The sequence below is a fragment of the Demequina aurantiaca genome (assembly GCF_000975135.1).
Classification (GTDB): domain Bacteria; phylum Actinomycetota; class Actinomycetes; order Actinomycetales; family Demequinaceae; genus Demequina; species Demequina aurantiaca.
Map to the genome: position 1 here is coordinate 1778009 of NZ_BBRF01000001.1, position 17427 is coordinate 1795435.

Genomic DNA, 17427 nt, shown 5'->3' on the forward strand with positions numbered 1-17427 from the left:
CATGACGGCAACCGCATCAAAGCGTGACGCCGCCGCATCCCCTACGCGCTCGGCCGCCACCTCCTACTACCTGCTGGTCGCCGCGACCACCATCCTCGTGGTGCTTGGCCTCGCGATGGTGCTGTCGAGTTCGTCGATTCTGTCGATCCGCCAGACCGACGGCAACCCCTATGCACTCTTCATGGTTCAGGCGATGGCGATGGCCGTGGGCCTGGTGGCCCTGATTATCGGCTCCCGGCTCAGTGTCAAGACGTGGAAGCGCCTCGCGCCGTGGATCCTGTTCGGCTCGATTGCGCTCCTCATGCTCGTGTACGTGGCCGGTACGTCGTCCGGCGGTAACAAGAACTGGCTCAAGGTCGGACCGATCACCATGCAGCCGTCCGAGATCGGCAAGCTCGGGATTGCCCTGTATCTGGGCGTCGTGCTCGCCACCTTCCGCAACGAACTCACCAACCTCAAACGCGCGCTGGTTCCAGGGGGAATCGGCGCCGGCATCGTCCTGGCTCTCGTGCTTGCTGGACACGACATGGGCACGGCAATGGTGATGGCCATGATGATCGCCGCCGCGTACTGGGTGGCCGGTTTGCCCGCCAGATTCTTCGGTCTCTTCGCGGTGTTGGGCGGCGTGGGGGTGCTCGCGTTGATCAATATTGGCGATACCAGGCTTGACCGTATCCAGACGTTCCTTAAGCCCGAGGGCTGCGACATTCAGGCCGCGTGTCAGCAGACCACGCACGGAACCTGGGCGCTCGCCTCCGGTGGCCTGTGGGGCCTGGGCCCTGGCATGAGCCGCGAGAAGTGGGGCGGCCTACCCGCCGCGGACAACGACTTCATCTTTGCCGTCCTCGGCGAGGAGTACGGCCTCATCGGAACGGTGCTGGTCCTGCTCGCGTTCGCGATGATCGTGATCGCGGTCACGCGCATCGTCAGCCGTTCGCGCGATCCCTTTGTACAGATCGCCGGCGCGGCCATCGGCGTCTGGATCGTGGGTCAGGCCTGCGTCAATATCGCCGTCGTGGTCGGGCTCGCTCCCGTCACCGGGGTGCCGCTGCCCATCGTCTCCTCGGGAGGGTCGTCCCTCATCATGTCGATGACTGCGTTGGGCGTGCTCATGGCCTTCGCCAGACACGAACCGGGCGCCCAGGAGGCTTTCGCCGCGCGTCCTTCGGTCATCAAGCGTTCACTCACCGTGCTGTCGAGGGGGCGCCGTGGGTAAGTCCTTCCTGCTTGCAGGGGGTGGCACGGCCGGGCACGTGAACCCGCTGCTGGCGACCGCCGCCGAACTCACCCGCCGTGGGCATTCCGTGACCGTGCTGGGTACCGCCGAGGGTCTCGAGCAGGACCTGGTGCCACGCGCCGGCCTGCCCCTGCTGGTGGTGCCGCGCGTGCCCATGCCGCGGCGTCCCTCGGGAGACATGTTCCGCTTTCCCGGGCGCTGGAATGCCGCCGTTCGCGCCGCCAAGGACGCCATTCGCTCGACCGACGCCGATGTGGTGGTGGGGTTCGGAGGGTACGTCTCGACTCCCGCGTATGTCGCGGCCCGCAGCCTCAAGGTGCCGATGGTGGTGCACGAGGGCAATGTCCGTCCCGGCATGGCCAACAAGCTGGGCGCGCGATTCACGTCCCATGTCGCAGTCACGTTCGCGGACACGCCTCTCGAGGGTGCTGTTGAGACCGGGTTGCCTCTGCGCCCCGAGATTACCGAGCTCGCCCGCACGCTGGGCGATCCCACGTCTCGCGAGGCTGCGCGCGCCGCGGCACGCGAGTCCCTGGGCTGGCCCGAGGACGCGCCGGTGGTGCTTGTCACCGGCGGGTCGCAGGGCGCCGCAAGCGTGAACGCCGCCGTGGTGGATGCCGTGCCGACCCTGCTGGACCACGGCCTCTACGTCCTTCACGCGACGGGCCGGGGCAAGGACGACGAGGCGCTGCGCGCCAAGGGTGATCTGAAGGCCACGGTGCGTGATCGCTACGCCGTTCATGAATACCTACACGATATGGCCACCGCGCTCGCGGCAGCCGATGCCGTGGTGTGCCGAAGCGGAGCCGGCACCGTCGCTGAGACCACCGCGATGGGCATCCCCGCGCTCTACGTGCCGCTGCCGCACGGCAACGGGGAACAAGCCCTCAATGCTCGCGGCGCGGTTGACGCAGGCGCCGCCGAGTTGATTGACGACGGTGACCTCACTCCTCAGAAGCTCGTGCTTGCAACCGAGCGCATGGTGCTGGACGCCGAGGTTGCCGCAGCCATGCGGGCGGCCGCAGCCACGGTCGGCATCGCTGACGGTGCGAGCCGGCTCGCGGACATGATCGAAGAGGCCGCCGCGTGAGTCAGGACAACGCGACCACGGCCGACCGAGTTCACTTCATCGGCGTGGGCGGCTCCGGAATGTCCGCGGTCGCTCGCCTCATCGCCGCCCGTGGCTACGACGTCAGCGGCTCGGACCGGGGCGAGAGCGCCTATTTCCGCGCCTTGCGTGACGCCGGCATGGACGTACGGGTGGGGCACGACCCGGCGCTCGTCGAGGGAGCACGGGCCGTCGTGGTCTCGACCGCGATTCGGGAGACCAACCCCGAACTCGCCCGCGCGCGCGAGCTCGGAATTGACGTGTGGCACCGTTCGGAAGCCCTGGTGCGTGCGCTCGAGGGTCAGCGAATCATCGCGGTTGCCGGGACGCATGGCAAGACCACTACGTCGGCCATGGTGGCGCACGTGCTGCACCACTGCGGCATCGACGCGAGCTACGCGGTGGGCGCACGAGTCTTCGGCATCGAGGGCGCGGTCGCGGGCGGGTACGCCGGAACCTCGGGCATCGCGGTAGTCGAGGCAGATGAGTCCGACGGCTCGTTTCTGCGCTACGACGCCGACGTCGCGATCCTTCTCAATGTTGAGCCCGACCACCTGGACTACTACGGCACCGCCGAGGCAATGGAGGACGCGTACGCGACGTTCGCGACGGCGGCCAACACCCTTGTGGTGTGCGGCGATGACGAGCATGCCGTGCGCATCGCGGACGCCTCCGGCCACGCGGCCGATGCTGTGGTGACCTATGGGCACGACGCCAACAGCGACGTGATCGTCGCCGACGCCTCGATGACGCGCGACGGGGAAAGCTTCCTGACTGCGCTGACGATGCCCGGAGACCACAACAGACTCAATGCGGCGGCGGCCTGGATTGCGGCCACTCAGGTGGGCGCTGACCCGGATCGTGCCGCCGAGGCGCTCGCTACGTTTGCAGGCACGGGTCGGCGCTATCAGCTGCGCGGCATCGTGGACGACGTCAAGGTTATCGACGACTATGCGCATCACCCCACCGAAGTGACGGCGGTGCTTCGCGCGGCTCGCGAATCAGGCGTGGGACGCATGGTGGTGCTGTTCCAGCCGGCGCTCTTCACCCGCACGCAGGCGCACTCGGGCAATTTTGCGCACGCCCTGTCGCTCGACGACGTCGACGTGGTGATCGCTGGTGTCCATGGTGATCGCGAGGACCCCATCGAGGGGGTGAACTCGCAACTCATCGCCGATCAGGTGGTACCGGGTGTGGGCTCGACGGTGACGGTGGTCGAGGATCTTGCCGACGCCGCCGGCGTGGCCGCGAATCTTGTGCGACCGGGCGACACCGTGTTGACCGTGGGCTCGGGCACCGTGACCCTCGCGGCCGACTGGATCCTTGGCGCGCTCGAGCGACGCTCGGCAGGAGGTTCCGCGGAACCCAACGCCAGCGATGGCGGTGACCAGTGACTGATCAGCGCCGGCCCCCGTCACCCCAGCAATCGAGCCCTGCCCCAGGTGGCAAGCAACGTCCCGCCGCGCCCAGCGGCGGGGGAGCGCGCAAGGCGAAGCCCAAGGCCACCCCCGCTAGTTCGCGCAAACCTGCGGCGCCTCGCACGAGTGGCCCCGCGGCGAAGCCGCGCACCGGCAAGCCGGCGATGCCACGGCGGGCGCCCAAGAAGACCAAAGCCACGGCATCGCCCGCGACGGACTCGGTGCCGGTCAGCACCACCAGAATTGTTGCCCGTCCTCCCAGTGCGCCGCGGCCGTCCGAGGGGGGCAAGGAGGGCTCCGACGCTAAGACTCCTGGCGCATGGTCACGCGTGGCGATTGTCACGTCCAGCCAGATTCGCAAGGGTCCGGTCGACAAGGGCGAGACCGAGACGCTGTCTCCGCTGGCCGCGACCATCAACCATTCGAAGACCGCGCTCGGCAACGTGACCACGCGCATGCAGGAGCGCCTGCGAGAACGGTCCAAGGCCAAGAACCGAGTTCTGCTCATCACGTGGGCCAAGCGAGCTGCCTACGTGGGCGCCGCCGTGCTCGCCGTGTGGCTGCTGCTACTGTCTCCGGTTTTCGCGCTGGATCCGACCAAGGTGGAGGCCAGCGGATTCGGGACAGTCGTTGATCCTGCCGCGGTCAACGACGCAATCGCGACTCACGAGGGCACCTCACTCGCGCTGCTGAATACCACCCACCTCGCGAACGAGATTCGTGACGTCCCTGGTGTCAGGGCGGTGCACATCGAGCGCGAGTGGCCGGCGGGCCTAGCCGTGACGATCGAGTCGCGCGAACCCGTCGCTGCGGTGCCCGACCCCGAGGGTGGGTATCTGCTGATCGACGACGAGGCCGTGCAAGTGGGCCGCTCGGACGAGGCTCCCGACAACCTGCCCGCGATTGAGGTGCCAGTAGGGGAGGATCACGTGCGGGTGTTGAAGTCGGTGCTCGGTGTGGTGGACCAGCTGCCCGTTGAGGTGAGCCGACGCGTGGACAACATCAAGGCCGCAACCGAGGACTCCGTCACGTTCACGCTGCGCAAGGGCCCGCGGGTCGAGTGGGGCAGTTCGGAGCAGTCTGCGCTCAAGGCACGGGTGCTCGAGGTGCTGCTGAATTCGGGCGACGCGGATGACGCCAAGGTCATCGACGTCAGCGCTCCGACGCTGCCCATCACATCTAAGTAGTCGCCTAGGTGGGTCGCGCGGGGCGGCAAGGAAATCGCGGCACGATTATCGGCGACACGCGCGTCAATGCGACGCTCGTCCGCGCCCTGGACGTACCTTCATGGTGGATCTAGTTGACATAACTATAACCTTCAGGTAGAGGGTTAATGTTTAGGGGAGAACATCATGGCTGCACCGCAGAATTACATCACCGCCATCAAGGTCGTCGGCGTCGGTGGAGGTGGCGTTAACGCCGTCAACCGCATGATCGACGTGGGACTCAAGGGCGCGGAGTTCATCGCGATCAACACCGATGCCCAGGCCCTGCTGATGTCGGATGCCGACGTCAAGCTGGACATCGGCCGCGAGCTCACCAGGGGCCTCGGCGCTGGCGCCGACCCTGAGGTGGGCAAAAGCGCCGCGGAGGACCACGAGGAGGAGATCGCGGAGGCCCTGCGCGGAGCCGACATGGTCTTCGTCACCGCCGGCGAGGGTGGCGGTACCGGAACCGGTGGCGCACCCGTCGTGGCTCGCATCGCACGTGGCCTCGGCGCGTTGACCGTGGGTGTGGTGACCCGCCCGTTCGGCTTCGAGGGCGCTCGCCGCTCGGACCAGGCGGACAGCGGCATCAAGGCGCTTCGCGACGAGGTCGACACGCTCATCGTGATCCCGAACGATCGCCTCCTCGACATTGCGGACGCGGAACTCAGTGTGCTGGGCGCCTTCGCCGCAGCTGACCAGGTGCTGCAGGGCGGCGTTCAGGGCATCACTGACCTGATCACCACGCCCGGCCTCATCAACGTCGACTTCAATGACGTGAAGTCCGTCATGCAGGGCGCTGGTACGGCCCTCATGGGAGTCAGCTCATCGCGCGGCGAGGGTCGCGCGCTCGCAGCCGCCGAAGGCGCCATCGCGTCGCCGCTCCTCGAGGCCTCCATTGAGGGTGCCCACGGCGTGCTCCTCTCGGTCGCCGGTGGGTCTAACCTCGGTATTCGGGAGGTGGAGACGGCCGCCCGCCTCGTGCGCGAGGCCGCACACCCCGAGGCCAACATCATCTTCGGAACCGTGATCGACGACTCGCTTGGCGATGAACTACGCATCACCGTTATCGCCGCCGGATTTGATGGCGGATCCCCTCCCTTCCGCAAGCACGACGGAGCACTCGGCAGCGTCGACGGACAGGGAGAGGCGGTCACCGCTGCCGAACTTGAGCCCGTCGACGCCCCCATCGAGGCCGACGCCATCCCGGTGACGTTCCACTCCGCACCGCAGGCGGCCTCCTCTCACGAGGCCGCGCCGGAGACGGACGCGATCGATATCTCGGCGACCAAGGAAGAGGACGACGCGCTTGACGTGCCGGAGTTCCTGCGCTGAGTCGCGGGTCTCGCTAGGTCGAGTCGTGGCCGGGGCGCGGTAGTGCCCCGCCACGACCGTTCTGCCGTCCGTGACGGCGACGCTGGGCTTCCCGTCACCGCGTTCTTCACGACCCGTGCGGGAGGCGTCAGCCTGGCTCCGTACCAGTCCCTCAACGTCGCCGATCACGTCGGGGACGATGCCGTCGCGGTGGAACGCAACCGCGGCATCGTCTCGGAGCGGGCTGGCGCGCCCGTCAGGTTTCTCAATGCGGCCCACGGCATCGCGGTTGGCCACGTGACGGCACAGACGCGGACCCTTCCCTTGGCGGACGTCCTGGTGGCGTCGGAGGCCGGAGTCGCCCTGGGCGCAATCGCCGCAGACTGTGCGCCAGTATTGATCCATGACGGCGCATCGGGCGCGGTGGCGGCCGTGCACTGCGGGCGAGAGGGCCTGTACCGCGGAGTCATTGACGCCGCGATGGCGGCAATCTTTGACCTGCGCGGTGGCTGGTCTGACGGTGCCTTGCTGACCGCGAGCATCGGCCCTTCAATTTGCGGCCGATGCTACGAGGTCCCCGTAGAGATGCGGGAACGGGTGGCATCGCGTCATCCGGCCGCACGCGCCTCGACCCGGCAGGGCACTGCCGCGCTCGACATTCCGCGGGCGATCGAGTCACGCCTGGCCGAATTCGGCTTTGGGGACGTGGTGAGATCCACGTCGTGCACCTTCGAGGACGAGAGCTACTTCTCTCACCGCAGGGACGGCGTGACGGGGCGCCATGCGGGCGTCATCGTGTGCGAGGGGCCGGGGGGCTCTACACGCATCGCGCGATAGTCGCGGCGTGTCGCACGAGGGAATTCAAATAGCCGCCGTACCGTGAGAACACATAACTTTTCGTGCCAACTGATGTGATTAAGGGGAGTGCCATGAGCGCAATGCGAAAGGCAATTCAGTACCTCGGGTTCGACGTAAGCGAGCACGAGGAGTACGACTACGCAGAAGAGGAGCTCGCACCAGTGACGAACCTCCACGACGTGTCAGAGGTCAAGCAGAAGGCGTCGCGCTCCGAGCGTCACGATCGCCACCGCGAGGCCGCCCCCGCACCGATGTCCGCTGCGGAGCTGCGCCGCATCCAGACCATCAAGCCGCGTTCGTACAATGACGCGCGTCTGATCGGAGAGGCGTTCCGTCAGGGCGTCCCCGTCATCATGAACCTCACCGAGATGTCCGACGCCGACGCCAAGCGCCTCGTGGACTTCTCCGCCGGTCTGTCCTTTGGCCTGCACGGATCGATTGAGCGTGTGACGACCGCAGTCTTCCTGCTGTCGCCGGCGCACGTCGAGATCGGAATGGACTCGGACCCCCACCAAGAGGATCAGGCATTCTTCAATCAGGCCTAGGCTCGGTTAGGCTCACTGCGTGAAAGTATTTGTAAACGCGGCCGACTTTGCCATTTTCCTCTTTACGCTGTGCCTCTTTGGTCGCATCGTGCTTGGTTTCGTGATGGCCTACGCCCGCGACTGGCGCCCCACTGGGGTGATGCTGGTGCTCACGGAGGCTGTATTCACCGTCACCGACCCGCCCCTCAAGTTTGTGCGCCGCTTTGTGTCGCCACTGACCTTGGGTCAGATGCGCATTGACCTGTCCATGCTCATCGTGTTCGTCGCGCTGTTCATGTTGCGAGTGGTACTGGCGTACATCCCGACGTAGGGCTTACGGATGCTCAAGTGCGTGCCGATACGTAAGTGAGTAGAGTGAATTGTGAATGACGCGTTTGATGTCCGACCGAAAATTGATCCCGTACCGGCCCACCCGCGGCCGGCCGACTGTAATAGGTGGTAGACGAGATGGCATTGCTCACCGCTGAAGACGTCCTCAACAAGGCGTTCTCAAAGACCAAGTACCGCGAAGGCTTCGACCAGGATGAAGTCGACGACTTCTTGGACGAGGTGGCTCACACCATCACGTCACTGATTGCTGAGCGCGATGACCTCGCCGCCCGCCTTCAGGCAGGTGGGGGAGCGTCGCAGGGCGTCGAGGCCGCACCGCTGACCGAGGCTGGTGGCGTGCCCGGCACGTCCGGTCTCCTGGGTGCCGCGACCGACCCCAACCCGCCCAGCCCCGCAGGCATGCTCGCGATGGCGCAGAAGCTCCACGACGAGTACGTCAACGCCGGCGAGGAGGAGAAGGACCGCATCATCGACGAGGCCAAGACCAAGGCCGAGTCCATCGTCGAGCAGGCGCAGCAGGACGCGAAGGGTCGCATGGACGACCTGGCGGCCGAGCGCGGCGACCTCGAGCGCAAGATCGACGATCTGCGTCGCTTTGAGCGTGACTACCGCGCCCGCATCAAGACGTTCCTCGAGAACCTGCTTGGCGACCTCGACCACGGCACCTCGCGAGAGGCCGCGGCCTCCCCGAAGTCATCTGACGATGCTGCGGGAGCCGTTCCCGCTGCAGCTGGCGTGCAGTGGCCCGAGGGCAACGCGGCAGACGACGATGCCTCTGCCGACGATGCTGCCGACGAAGCCAACGAAGCCGACGCGACCGATGCCCCCTCGACGGAGTTCACCCCTGGGGAAGCCGCCGACGAGTCGGACACCGCTGCTGGCAACGACGCTCCACAGGACGGTGGCTCCGACGCCCCAGCCGTGGACGCCCCGCCTGTCCGTCAGAGCTTTGGCTACCAGGCGCCGGCGCAGGACTCCCCGAGCGACGACAACGGTGAGGCGAAGAACTTCGCCAACCCCTTCGCTCCGGTGACCGCGCAGCAGCCCATCGTCGGAGGCGGCAACGCCCCCGAAGGCAATGGCCAGGAGCCGCCGCGTTACCCCACTGCTTTCTAGCAAAACCCCGCACGCGAGGTGCCGCACCGCTGACATCAGCGGTGCGGCGCTTTGCGTCGGGGGACAAACGGGACTAGTCTCACTCCACTGGAGTCAATCGAGGATGAGGAATGACGAGCACTGACGTAAACATCATCGTGGTCGATCCGGCTGAAATTAAGCCGGCTGACGCGAAGGAGCTCCCCGTCCGCGACGGAGACGAGCCATGGAAGGTTGCGGAGCTCCGCGACATCGTTAAGACGCTCAATTCTGACGTCGAGCGACTGGTCGCCGAGTTCCACGCGACTGAGACTGAACTCGATGATCTCCTCCACACCTCTGAGGGTGCGGGTGACGACCAGGCTGATGCCGGATCCACCGCCCTCGAGCGTGAGCAGGAGATGAGCATTGTCAACAACACGCGCGACATGCTGGAGCAGAGCGTTGACGCCCTGCGCCGCGTGCAGGCGCACAAGTACGGCGCGTGCCGGGTCTGCGGCAAGGGTGTCGGCAAGGCACGCCTGCAGGCATTCCCGCGCGCCTCACACTGCGTCACCTGTAAGCAGCGCGAGGAGCGGCGTTGACCTGGCGGCCAGCCCTTTGGCTGGTCGCAGGCGGCGTGGTCCTCGCGGACCAGCTCTCCAAGCAGTGGGTGCTCAATAACCTGGTGCCCGGCGAACTGCACCCGGTGCTCGGCGACTGGCTCGGCATCGAATTAGTCTTTAACTCCGGTGCCGCCTTCTCCTTCGGCAACTCCACGACGTGGTTGCTGACTATCGTCGCGATCATCGTGAGCGTCGCCATTGTCTACTACGCACGCCGCGCGCAGACGACGGCGGCCGTATGGATCTTCGGCGTCGGACTGGGCGGCGCCATCGGCAACCTGATCGACCGCCTCTTCAGGGCCCCCAGCTTTGGCCAGGGCCACGTGGTTGACTTCATCAACTACAACGGCTGGTTCGTGGGCAACATCGCGGATATTGCGATCGTTGGCGCTGCCATCGTGGTGGTCTTGATGGGAATCCTAGGAAAGAACCTGCTCGCGCCCGCGAGCAGCGACACAGACGAAACGTCTACCAACGCCGATGCGGCCGCCGGTTCCGACGCGCTCGGCGCTGGCGATAGCACCAGCCCAGAGGCGCGCCCCAGTGAGTGATACCCGTTACCTTCCCGTTCCCGACTCGCTCGTAGGGGATCGCGCCGATGCGGCGCTGTCGCGCATGCTCGGCCTCAGCCGCACCAAGTGTGCCGACCTGCTCGCGGCTGGAGCCGCCACCCAGGACGGTGCCGAGCTCGGCAAGTCCTCCCGCATTGGCGAGGGAGTCATCGAAATCACCATTCCGGACGAGCGTGAGCGCGGCCCTGAGCCAGCCGTGCCCGGCGGACTCGAGGTGGTCTACGAGGATGACGACCTGTTGGTCGTGAACAAGCCCGTGGGCGTCGCCGCGCACCCGTCTCCCGGCTGGGAAGGCCCCACGGTCGTCGGTGCCCTCGCTGCCAGCGGTCACACGCTCGCCGATGCCGGCCCGCCTGAGCGTCAGGGAATTGTCCACCGACTCGACGTGGGGACGTCGGGGCTGATGGTGGTGGCCAAGTCCGATGCCGCATACAGCGCTCTCAAGCGGGCATTCAAGGAGCGCACGGTCGACAAGATCTACCACGCGATCGCGCAGGGGCACATGGATCCCACCGAGGGCACCATCGACGCGCCTATCGGCCGTCACCCGTCCTCCGACTTCAAGTTCGCCGTGATTGAGGGTGGCCGTCCGTCGGTTACTCACTACGAGGTCATGGAGATGTTCCCCGCAGCTTCGCTCATCGAGGTTCACCTCGAAACCGGGCGCACGCACCAGATCCGCGTGCATATGACCGCGATGCGTCACACGCTCGTGGGCGACCTGCAGTATGGCGCGGACCCCACCCTGGCCAAGCGCCTGGGACTTAAGCGTCAGTGGCTGCACGCGAAGGAGCTCGCGTTCGAGCACCCCACGCGTGGCGGCGAACTGCGTGTGACCAGCGAGTACCCCGAGGATTTGGCCGCCGCACTCGAGAAGCTGCGGGCCTCCTAGTCGGTTGAATCTGGCGCCTAGCGCCGGGAAGGACAGGCGCCCATGCGCGTTCAGGCAGTGACCAATGAGGCGGAGTTCGCCGACGCCCTCGCGATTCGTTTCGCGGTGTTCGTTGACGAGCAGGCCGTGGATCCCGAGTCGGAACGCGACAACCTTGACGACGACCCGCGCACGCTGCACTGCGTGGCCTACGCGGATGACGGCACCCCGCTAGCGGTCGGGCGCCTGCTGGCTCCCCACACGGACACGTTTCACGGCGCCGGGACCTCTCACGGCCTCATGGATCCCGCGCTGCCGCACATCGGCCGTGTGGCGGCGATCAAGCAGGCGCGGGGCACCGGCGCTGGGCGTGCGGTGATGGAGTTCCTCGAGGAGGCTGCTCTTGAGCGGCACGGCGCCTCCGGAGAGGTGCGTGTCGAGCTCAGCGCGCAGGACCAGGCGATGGATTTCTATGCCCGCCTTGGCTACACGGCGTTTGGCGAGGGGTACCTCGACGAGGGCATCACGCACCACGACGCGTACAAGGTCGTGACCGACGAGGATGTTCCGCTCTAGTTCTGGCCGGGCTCGAGCGAGGCCAGGAACCGCAGCGCCTCATCCGAAATTCGTGTGCGGGCCTCATCATGGCTGATGGTGGGAGTTCCGTCTCCCGGTTGCGGTCCGTAGTCCGCGAACTGGGAGTGCGATGCGCCCTCGATCTGGGTGAAGGTGCTGTCCGCGGGCAGGTTCGCGCGTGACGCGTCAATCTTCGCGGGTGTCGACAGGCCATCCTCGGTGCCCGAGATGGATTCCACCGAGGCGGTCAGCGACTCGCTGATGTTGCCCGCGGGATAGGAGGCGAAGAACATCAGTCCCACGGCGGGAGCGCCGTCGGATTCGGCGCCGTCGGCGTCATTGTCGTCGGCCTCGATGGCGGCGACCACGCCTCCCAGCGAGTGGCCACCCAGCACCCATCGATCGATGTCAGGGTAGCGAGGGCGCGCACTGTCGAAGGCCGGGAGGGCGAGGAACGCGATGCCCAGGGGTTGCTTGGGAATGACCACCGTGTAGCCGGACTCGGCCAGGGGGCGCAGTATTGCCGCATACGCTCGCGCCTCAACCAGCGCGCCGGGTTGGAAGAACACTCCCGTGGACCTCGGCACCGCGTTGGGCGTCAGGACAATCTGTGTTGCCGACTCGCTCACCGTGACGGTGGCATCGGACTCCAGGGCACTCAGAGCGGGCTCTTGGGCAGTGAACGGTCGCAGCCACCACATGGCGCCCACCCACGCGACTGCCACCACCAGCAGGACGATGCGCAGCACGAGCCGCCAGCCAGATGCGCGTGTGCGCGCCGCGAACGAACGCCACAACGCCCACGCCGCACCCATGACGGTGAGGCCCAGCAGGATCGCGTAGGCCGGGTGCCCGTGGACGATGGCGCCCCACGCCGTGAGGCAGGCCCACAGCACCACCGCGACCGCGGCGACGGAGACCGTACGGCCGGTCCAGGTCAGCCACGTGCGGGCCGGGGCGGTGCGTGCTGTGAACGCGTTGCCACCCTGGTCAGGGTCGATGCTCCGGTGATCTGACGTGTCAGCCATGAAGCATCTTTCGGATGCGCTTGTCGCTGACGGGTCCGTCGGTACCGAGCTGCTGTGCGAACAGCGACACGCGTAGCTCCTCGAGCATCCAGCGCGCCTGCTCGAGCTGCTGCTCGCGTTCCTGGTCGCTCCTACCCACCTCATACTCCGCACGAGCGGCAGCCACCTCGTCGGCCACGCCGCGGAGTTGCCACAGCCGCTCGGCGTCGCGGTTGGGATCCGAGGGTGCCTTGTCGAGCCGGTGGACGTCCGCCCGCAGGTACCGCGCCAGGTGCCGAATGCGGTGCGGCGCGACTCGCGCGAGGAAGCCCTCGGTGAGCAGTTCGGCCTTATGGTCGCGCACGTCGGCCAGGATGGGCAGCATCGCGAGGCTCGACGTGTTCGCCACCGCCACGTCGATGTCGCGACCGGCCGCGAGCGCGGGGACGATCCGCCCCACCAGCGCGTACACCTCGTCCTCAAGGTGCGCGCGGACGTGGGCGAGGGCCTTGGCGTAGGTCTCGGCGTCGCGGACCGCCGCCGCGTCAAAGCCACCGGCCGATGCCGCGGCCGCCCCGGCATCGGGCGTGGTCAGAGCCCATACCGCGGCGAACTGAAGGTCGGCCACCAGTGCCTCGGTGGAGCGGTAGGGCGAGGCCGCGAGGGTGAGGGACTCGGTTCCGGTCCAGCGGGAGGTGATGCGCTTGGTGCCGAGCGCGGCCTCCTCGGTGAGGAGTCGGCGCACGCCGCGCGCATGAGCTGCATCCCGGCGGGAGCGGTCGGCGAGCACTCGGAGCGCCGCGGTGAGGGACGGGGCGGCGCCCTCCTCGACGATGCCGGGGTAGCCCCGGACCACGAGCGCACCTACCTGCGTGGCGACCTCGGATGGCAGGGCGCCTTGGGGCAGGCCCGCGGGCCAGGTCGAGAGGTGCGCCTGCTCGTCGATGCTGCGGGGGAGTGAGGCCACCTCCTTGGCGTCCGATGACGTGGGGTTCGAGGTCGCTGACGAGGGTTCGGCGGCGCCGGCACCCGAGGCCGCCCCTGCGGCGGGTGCACGGGGTGGCGTGCCGGAGTCCTCATTCCTGAGGCCTGGCATCGGGTGTGGCGTCGGCGTGCGGGTTGGCGATGGGCTCCCCGTGCCGGTCCGGGTGCTCTGCACCGCGCTTTGCACTGCGGCGCGGGCGCGGTCGGCGAGGTGGCGCTGCAGCGATAGCAGGTCGCTCGACTCGCCCACCACCTCCACGCGCGTGCGGGTGCGGCCCCCACGGCCGGGCTCGGTGATGCGTTCCTCCACGCGGAACGTCATGCGCAGGTGCGCAGGCAGACGCTCGGTGGCCTCGTCCCAGGCCTCGTCCGGGATGTCGACGCCGCGGATGTCGCGCACCGCGCGGCCAAATTCGCTCTGGAACGAGTTCGCCATGTCGCCAGCCCGGACGATGTCCGCCCACTCGGGGGTGTGGGCGTCGAGCCAGCCGAGCACCTCGCGAGCGGTGTCGGGCGCGGGTACCAAGAGCCGACGAATGGCCTTGGGAAGCGCTCTGATGGTGGCCGTCGTGAGTTCGTCCAGCAGCCCGGGAACCATCCAGTCAAAGCCATCCGCGACAACCTGCGGCAGTACCTCGAGGGGAAGGTGAACGGTGACGCCATCGGCTTCCGTACCGGGCTCAAATTGGTAGGTCAGGGGGAGCGTCAACTCGCCTTGCGGCCAGTCCGAGGGAAATTCATTGGGGTCCGCCTCCCCGGCCTCGGGGGCCAACTGCGACAGAGAGAAGGAGAGCAGGTCCGGATTCTCGCGGCGCGCGTCCTTCCACCACTTGTCGAAGTGGGCCGCGGAGACCACCTCCGCCGGAATGCGCTCGTCGTAGAAGGCGAAGATCGCCTCATCGTCGATGACGAGTCCACGTGTGCGCGAGCGGGCCTCGAGGTCCGCGGCCTCCGCGAGTACCCGTTGGTTGTCGTTCCAGAAACTGTGATGGGTGGTCCACTCGCCCTGCACCAGTGCATGCGTCACGAACATGTCGCGCGCGGCCTCGGGGTCCACCTGTGCCCACAGCACCGTGCGGTCCGTGACGATGGGGACGCCGTAGAGCAGTACCTTCTCGCGGGCGAGCGCGGCCCCACGCTTGGTGGACCAGTGAGGCTCGGAGTGGGTCTTCTTGGCGAGCGGTCCCGCGAGCTCCTCGGCCCACTCGGGCTGGATGCGGGCCGCGTCGCGCGCCCACAGGCGCGAGGTCTCCACAAGCTCGGCCGCCATGATGAACGCGGGCGGCTTCTTGGCCAGCCCAGAGCCCGGAAAGATCGCGAATCGCGCGCCGCGCGCGCCGATGTAGTCGTTGCGGCCCTGCTTTTTCGCGCGGCGCACCGCGGCTTCCCGTGCGCTGCCCTTGAGGTGCGCAAAGCTTGACGCCTTGGGTGCGGCCGTTTCCTGCATGCCGATGTGTGAGAGCAATCCCGCGAGCACCGAGCGGTGAATCGCCTCGTCATTCCACACGTGGCGAATAGAGCCGGGGGCGTCCTCGCCCTGGGTGTTCTTTCCGCCGCTCGTGCCGGCCGATGCATCGGCCGCCTTGGGGTCGTCGACCACCGGGGTGGGGGCGCGGTGATGGATGTCGATACCAAGGGGGCGCGCCTGCTGGCGAATCTGGGCGACGAGGTCCTGCCACTCGCGAATGCGCAGAAAATTCAGGTGTTCGGCCTTGCACATGCGCCTAAATGCGCTCCCCGAGAGTTCCTGCTGGCGCTCGCGGCAGTACTCCCACAAGTTCAGGTAGGACAGCAAGTCGGATGCGGGGTCGGCGAAGCGGGCGTGCGCGCGGTCGGCCTTCTCACGCTGCTCGGTGGGGCGCTCGCGGGGATCCTGAATAGACAGCGCGGCCGCGATCACCGTGACGTCGCGGGCCACGTCGCGGCGCGCGCCTTCCACGATCATGCGCGCGTGGCGCGGGTCAATCGGCAGGCGTGCGAGCTTGCGACCCACGTCGGTCAGCACGGTGCGCGCGTGCACGCCCTTGCCCGCCGTAACCGCGCCGAGCTCCTCGAGCAGTTGCACGCCGTCGCGGATCGCGCTGGTCTCCGGCGACTCTACGAACGGGAAGTCGGCGACCTCCGCGGGGGAGGACACCACACCCACGCTGATCATGTGCAACAGCACGGAGGCGAGCGAGGTGCGCAGAATCTCCGGCTCGGTGAACGGCGGTCGGGTATCGAAGTCCTCGCGGCTATACAGGCGGATCGCGATGCCGTCCGCGAGACGTCCCGCGCGGCCCGAGCGCTGGTTGGCGCTGGCTTGCGAGATGGGCTCGATAGGCAGGCGCTGGACCTTGGTGGCCTTTGAGTACCGCGAGATGCGGGCCGTGCCAGGGTCCACCACGTAGTGGATGCCCGGGACGGTGAGGGAGGTCTCGGCGACGTTGGTGGCGAGCACGATCCGCCGACCGGTGTGGCTCGAGAACACCTTGTGCTGGTCCGCGGCGCTCAGGCGACTGTAGAGAGGCAGGATCTCGATTCGCTGCGGGTGGCGAGGGTCGCGGGCACGGGGACCGTAATGACCTTCGAGGGCGTCCGCGGCGTCGCGAATCTCACGCTCGCCAGACAGGAACACCAAAATGTCGCCGTTGCCCCACGTCGATAGCTCATCGCACGCGTCGACTATGCCAGTGATGAGATCTTTCTCCTGGCCTTTCGATTCGCCTTCGAGTGGGCGGTACAGCACCTCCACCGGGTATGTGCGGCCCGTGACCTCGATGACCGGCGCGGCGCGCTCGTCAGCGGGGACCGTTGGCGTGGGCGACGGCGTGGTGCTTTGGGACGCGGCATCGTCCGCCTGTGGCTCTTCCTCGAGCGGAGGCAGCGGGCCGCCGCTCGCGAAGTGGCGCGCGAAGCGGGTCGAGTCGATGGTGGCGGACGTGATGATGATCTTGAGGTCCGGCCGGCGGGGGAGAAGATTGGTGAGGTAGCCGAGCAGGAAGTCAATGTTGAGGCTACGTTCGTGGGCCTCGTCAATGATCAGGGTGTCGTAGGCCAGCAGTTCCGGATCACGCTGGATCTGAGCGAGCAGGATACCGTCCGTCATCACCTTGACGAGCGTCTGCTCGGACGACTGATCGGTGAATCGCACCTGGTAGCCAACAACATTGCCCAGCTCGGTGCCGAGCTCCTCGGCGATGCGTTCCGCGACCGAACGAGCGGCGATGCGGCGAGGCTGAGTGTGGCCAATCTGCCCCGTGCGGCCGCGGCCCATCGCGAGCGCAATCTTGGGGATCTGAGTGGTCTTACCGGAGCCGGTCTCGCCCGCAACGATGACAACCTGGTGGTCGCGGATCGCGGCCGCGATGTCCTCGCGGCGCGCGGAGACCGGCAGTTCCGGCGGAAAGACAATGGGCTCCAGCGTGACGGCGGCGCGCTTGGCCGCAGCGGCGTCGAGTTCCTTCTGGCTCACTCGCTGGGGGCGTTGGCGCTGGTCATTGCGGCGGCCACGGCCGTTGTTGTCCTTGGTGCGGTTGCCGCGGCGGTTGTTGCTGCGCTTGCTATCGCCGCCCGGAGTGTCGCCGCGCTGTTCACTGCGGCGCGCGCGGTCGTCGCCGTTCTTTGGCGCGGGTCGCTGAGGCGACTTCGCAGCATCGGGCTCGGGGGACATGCCTGCCATTGTCGCAAGTCCCAGGCGCGACTCATAACTCGGCGGCGACG

General features: G+C 67.4%; 15 protein-coding genes. 13 read left to right on the forward strand and 2 right to left on the reverse strand.

The window, feature by feature from the left end:
• Position 1 precedes the first annotated feature (1 nt).
• The 13 genes from AOP73_RS08040 (at position 2) to AOP73_RS08100 (ending at position 11734) form a co-directional block, all read left to right on the forward strand.
• Positions 2 to 1216 (forward strand): FtsW/RodA/SpoVE family cell cycle protein, encoded by a 1215-nt coding sequence (locus AOP73_RS08040; protein ID WP_061964524.1) that lies wholly within the window; start codon positions 2 to 4, stop codon positions 1214 to 1216.
• Positions 1209 to 2327, forward strand: a complete 1119-nt coding sequence (gene murG, locus AOP73_RS08045; RefSeq protein WP_084626673.1) for an undecaprenyldiphospho-muramoylpentapeptide beta-N-acetylglucosaminyltransferase — start codon at positions 1209 to 1211, stop codon at positions 2325 to 2327. Before AOP73_RS08040 ends, murG begins: the two co-directional genes overlap by 8 nt.
• The gene (gene murC / locus AOP73_RS08050) at positions 2324 to 3739 is read left to right on the forward strand and encodes a UDP-N-acetylmuramate--L-alanine ligase (RefSeq protein WP_061964526.1); all 1416 of its coding nucleotides are present in this window, start codon (positions 2324 to 2326) and stop codon (positions 3737 to 3739) included. The genes murG and murC overlap by 4 nt, the downstream gene beginning before the upstream one ends.
• A complete protein-coding gene (locus AOP73_RS08055) occupies positions 3736 to 4950 on the forward strand; it encodes a cell division protein FtsQ/DivIB (protein ID WP_152650579.1) in 1215 nt (404 codons plus the stop codon). Before murC ends, AOP73_RS08055 begins: the two co-directional genes overlap by 4 nt.
• A gap of 165 nt (positions 4951 to 5115) precedes the next feature.
• Positions 5116 to 6303 (forward strand): cell division protein FtsZ, encoded by a 1188-nt coding sequence (gene ftsZ, locus AOP73_RS08060; protein WP_061964530.1) that lies wholly within the window; start codon positions 5116 to 5118, stop codon positions 6301 to 6303.
• 42 nt (positions 6304 to 6345) lie between these two features.
• Positions 6346 to 7119 (forward strand): purine nucleoside phosphorylase YfiH/LACC1 family protein, encoded by a 774-nt coding sequence (locus AOP73_RS08065; RefSeq protein ID WP_061964532.1) that lies wholly within the window; start codon positions 6346 to 6348, stop codon positions 7117 to 7119.
• A gap of 92 nt (positions 7120 to 7211) precedes the next feature.
• Positions 7212 to 7685, forward strand: a complete 474-nt coding sequence (locus tag AOP73_RS08070) for a cell division protein SepF (protein ID WP_061964534.1) — start codon at positions 7212 to 7214, stop codon at positions 7683 to 7685.
• A 19-nt stretch (positions 7686 to 7704) separates the two neighbouring features.
• Positions 7705 to 7995 (forward strand): YggT family protein, encoded by a 291-nt coding sequence (locus tag AOP73_RS08075; protein WP_084626674.1) that lies wholly within the window; start codon positions 7705 to 7707, stop codon positions 7993 to 7995.
• A gap of 137 nt (positions 7996 to 8132) precedes the next feature.
• On the forward strand, positions 8133 to 9131 hold the full coding sequence (locus tag AOP73_RS08080) for a DivIVA domain-containing protein (RefSeq protein WP_061964536.1): 999 nt from the start codon (positions 8133 to 8135) through the stop codon (positions 9129 to 9131).
• A 110-nt stretch (positions 9132 to 9241) separates the two neighbouring features.
• Positions 9242 to 9694 (forward strand): TraR/DksA family transcriptional regulator, encoded by a 453-nt coding sequence (locus AOP73_RS08085; protein ID WP_061964538.1) that lies wholly within the window; start codon positions 9242 to 9244, stop codon positions 9692 to 9694.
• Complete coding sequence (gene lspA / locus AOP73_RS08090) at positions 9691 to 10266, forward strand: signal peptidase II (RefSeq protein ID WP_061964540.1); 576 nt, start codon at positions 9691 to 9693, stop codon at positions 10264 to 10266. Before AOP73_RS08085 ends, lspA begins: the two co-directional genes overlap by 4 nt.
• The gene (locus tag AOP73_RS08095; RefSeq protein ID WP_061964542.1) at positions 10259 to 11179 is read left to right on the forward strand and encodes an RluA family pseudouridine synthase; all 921 of its coding nucleotides are present in this window, start codon (positions 10259 to 10261) and stop codon (positions 11177 to 11179) included. The genes lspA and AOP73_RS08095 overlap by 8 nt, the downstream gene beginning before the upstream one ends.
• Before the next feature lie 42 nt (positions 11180 to 11221).
• Entirely contained in the window at positions 11222 to 11734 is a 513-nt protein-coding gene (locus AOP73_RS08100; protein ID WP_061964544.1) for a GNAT family N-acetyltransferase, read from the forward strand.
• Here the strand turns inward: AOP73_RS08100 and AOP73_RS08105 are convergent.
• Positions 11731 to 12762 (reverse strand): alpha/beta hydrolase, encoded by a 1032-nt coding sequence (locus AOP73_RS08105; RefSeq protein ID WP_061964545.1) that lies wholly within the window; start codon positions 12760 to 12762, stop codon positions 11731 to 11733. The genes AOP73_RS08100 and AOP73_RS08105 overlap by 4 nt on opposite strands.
• Positions 12755 to 17377, reverse strand: coding sequence for an ATP-dependent RNA helicase HrpA (gene hrpA, locus AOP73_RS08110; protein WP_084626744.1), 4623 nt, complete (start codon positions 17375 to 17377; stop codon positions 12755 to 12757). Before hrpA ends, AOP73_RS08105 begins: the two co-directional genes overlap by 8 nt.
• Positions 17378 to 17427: the final 50 nt, after the last annotated feature.

Excerpts from the sequence above, each read along its gene's own strand:
- AOP73_RS08040 (WP_061964524.1), top strand. The coding sequence starts at position 2 with ATGACGGCAACCGCATCAAAGCGTGACGCCGCCGCATCCCCTACGCGC.
- ftsZ (WP_061964530.1), top strand. The coding sequence starts at position 5,116 with ATGGCTGCACCGCAGAATTACATCACCGCCATCAAGGTCGTCGGCGTC.
- AOP73_RS08070 (WP_061964534.1), top strand. The coding sequence starts at position 7,212 with ATGAGCGCAATGCGAAAGGCAATTCAGTACCTCGGGTTCGACGTAAGC.
- AOP73_RS08080 (WP_061964536.1), top strand. The coding sequence starts at position 8,133 with ATGGCATTGCTCACCGCTGAAGACGTCCTCAACAAGGCGTTCTCAAAG.
- AOP73_RS08085 (WP_061964538.1), top strand. The coding sequence starts at position 9,242 with ATGACGAGCACTGACGTAAACATCATCGTGGTCGATCCGGCTGAAATT.
- AOP73_RS08100 (WP_061964544.1), top strand. The coding sequence starts at position 11,222 with ATGCGCGTTCAGGCAGTGACCAATGAGGCGGAGTTCGCCGACGCCCTC.
- AOP73_RS08105 (WP_061964545.1), bottom strand. The coding sequence starts at position 12,762 with ATGGCTGACACGTCAGATCACCGGAGCATCGACCCTGACCAGGGTGGC.
- hrpA (WP_084626744.1), bottom strand. The coding sequence starts at position 17,377 with ATGTCCCCCGAGCCCGATGCTGCGAAGTCGCCTCAGCGACCCGCGCCA.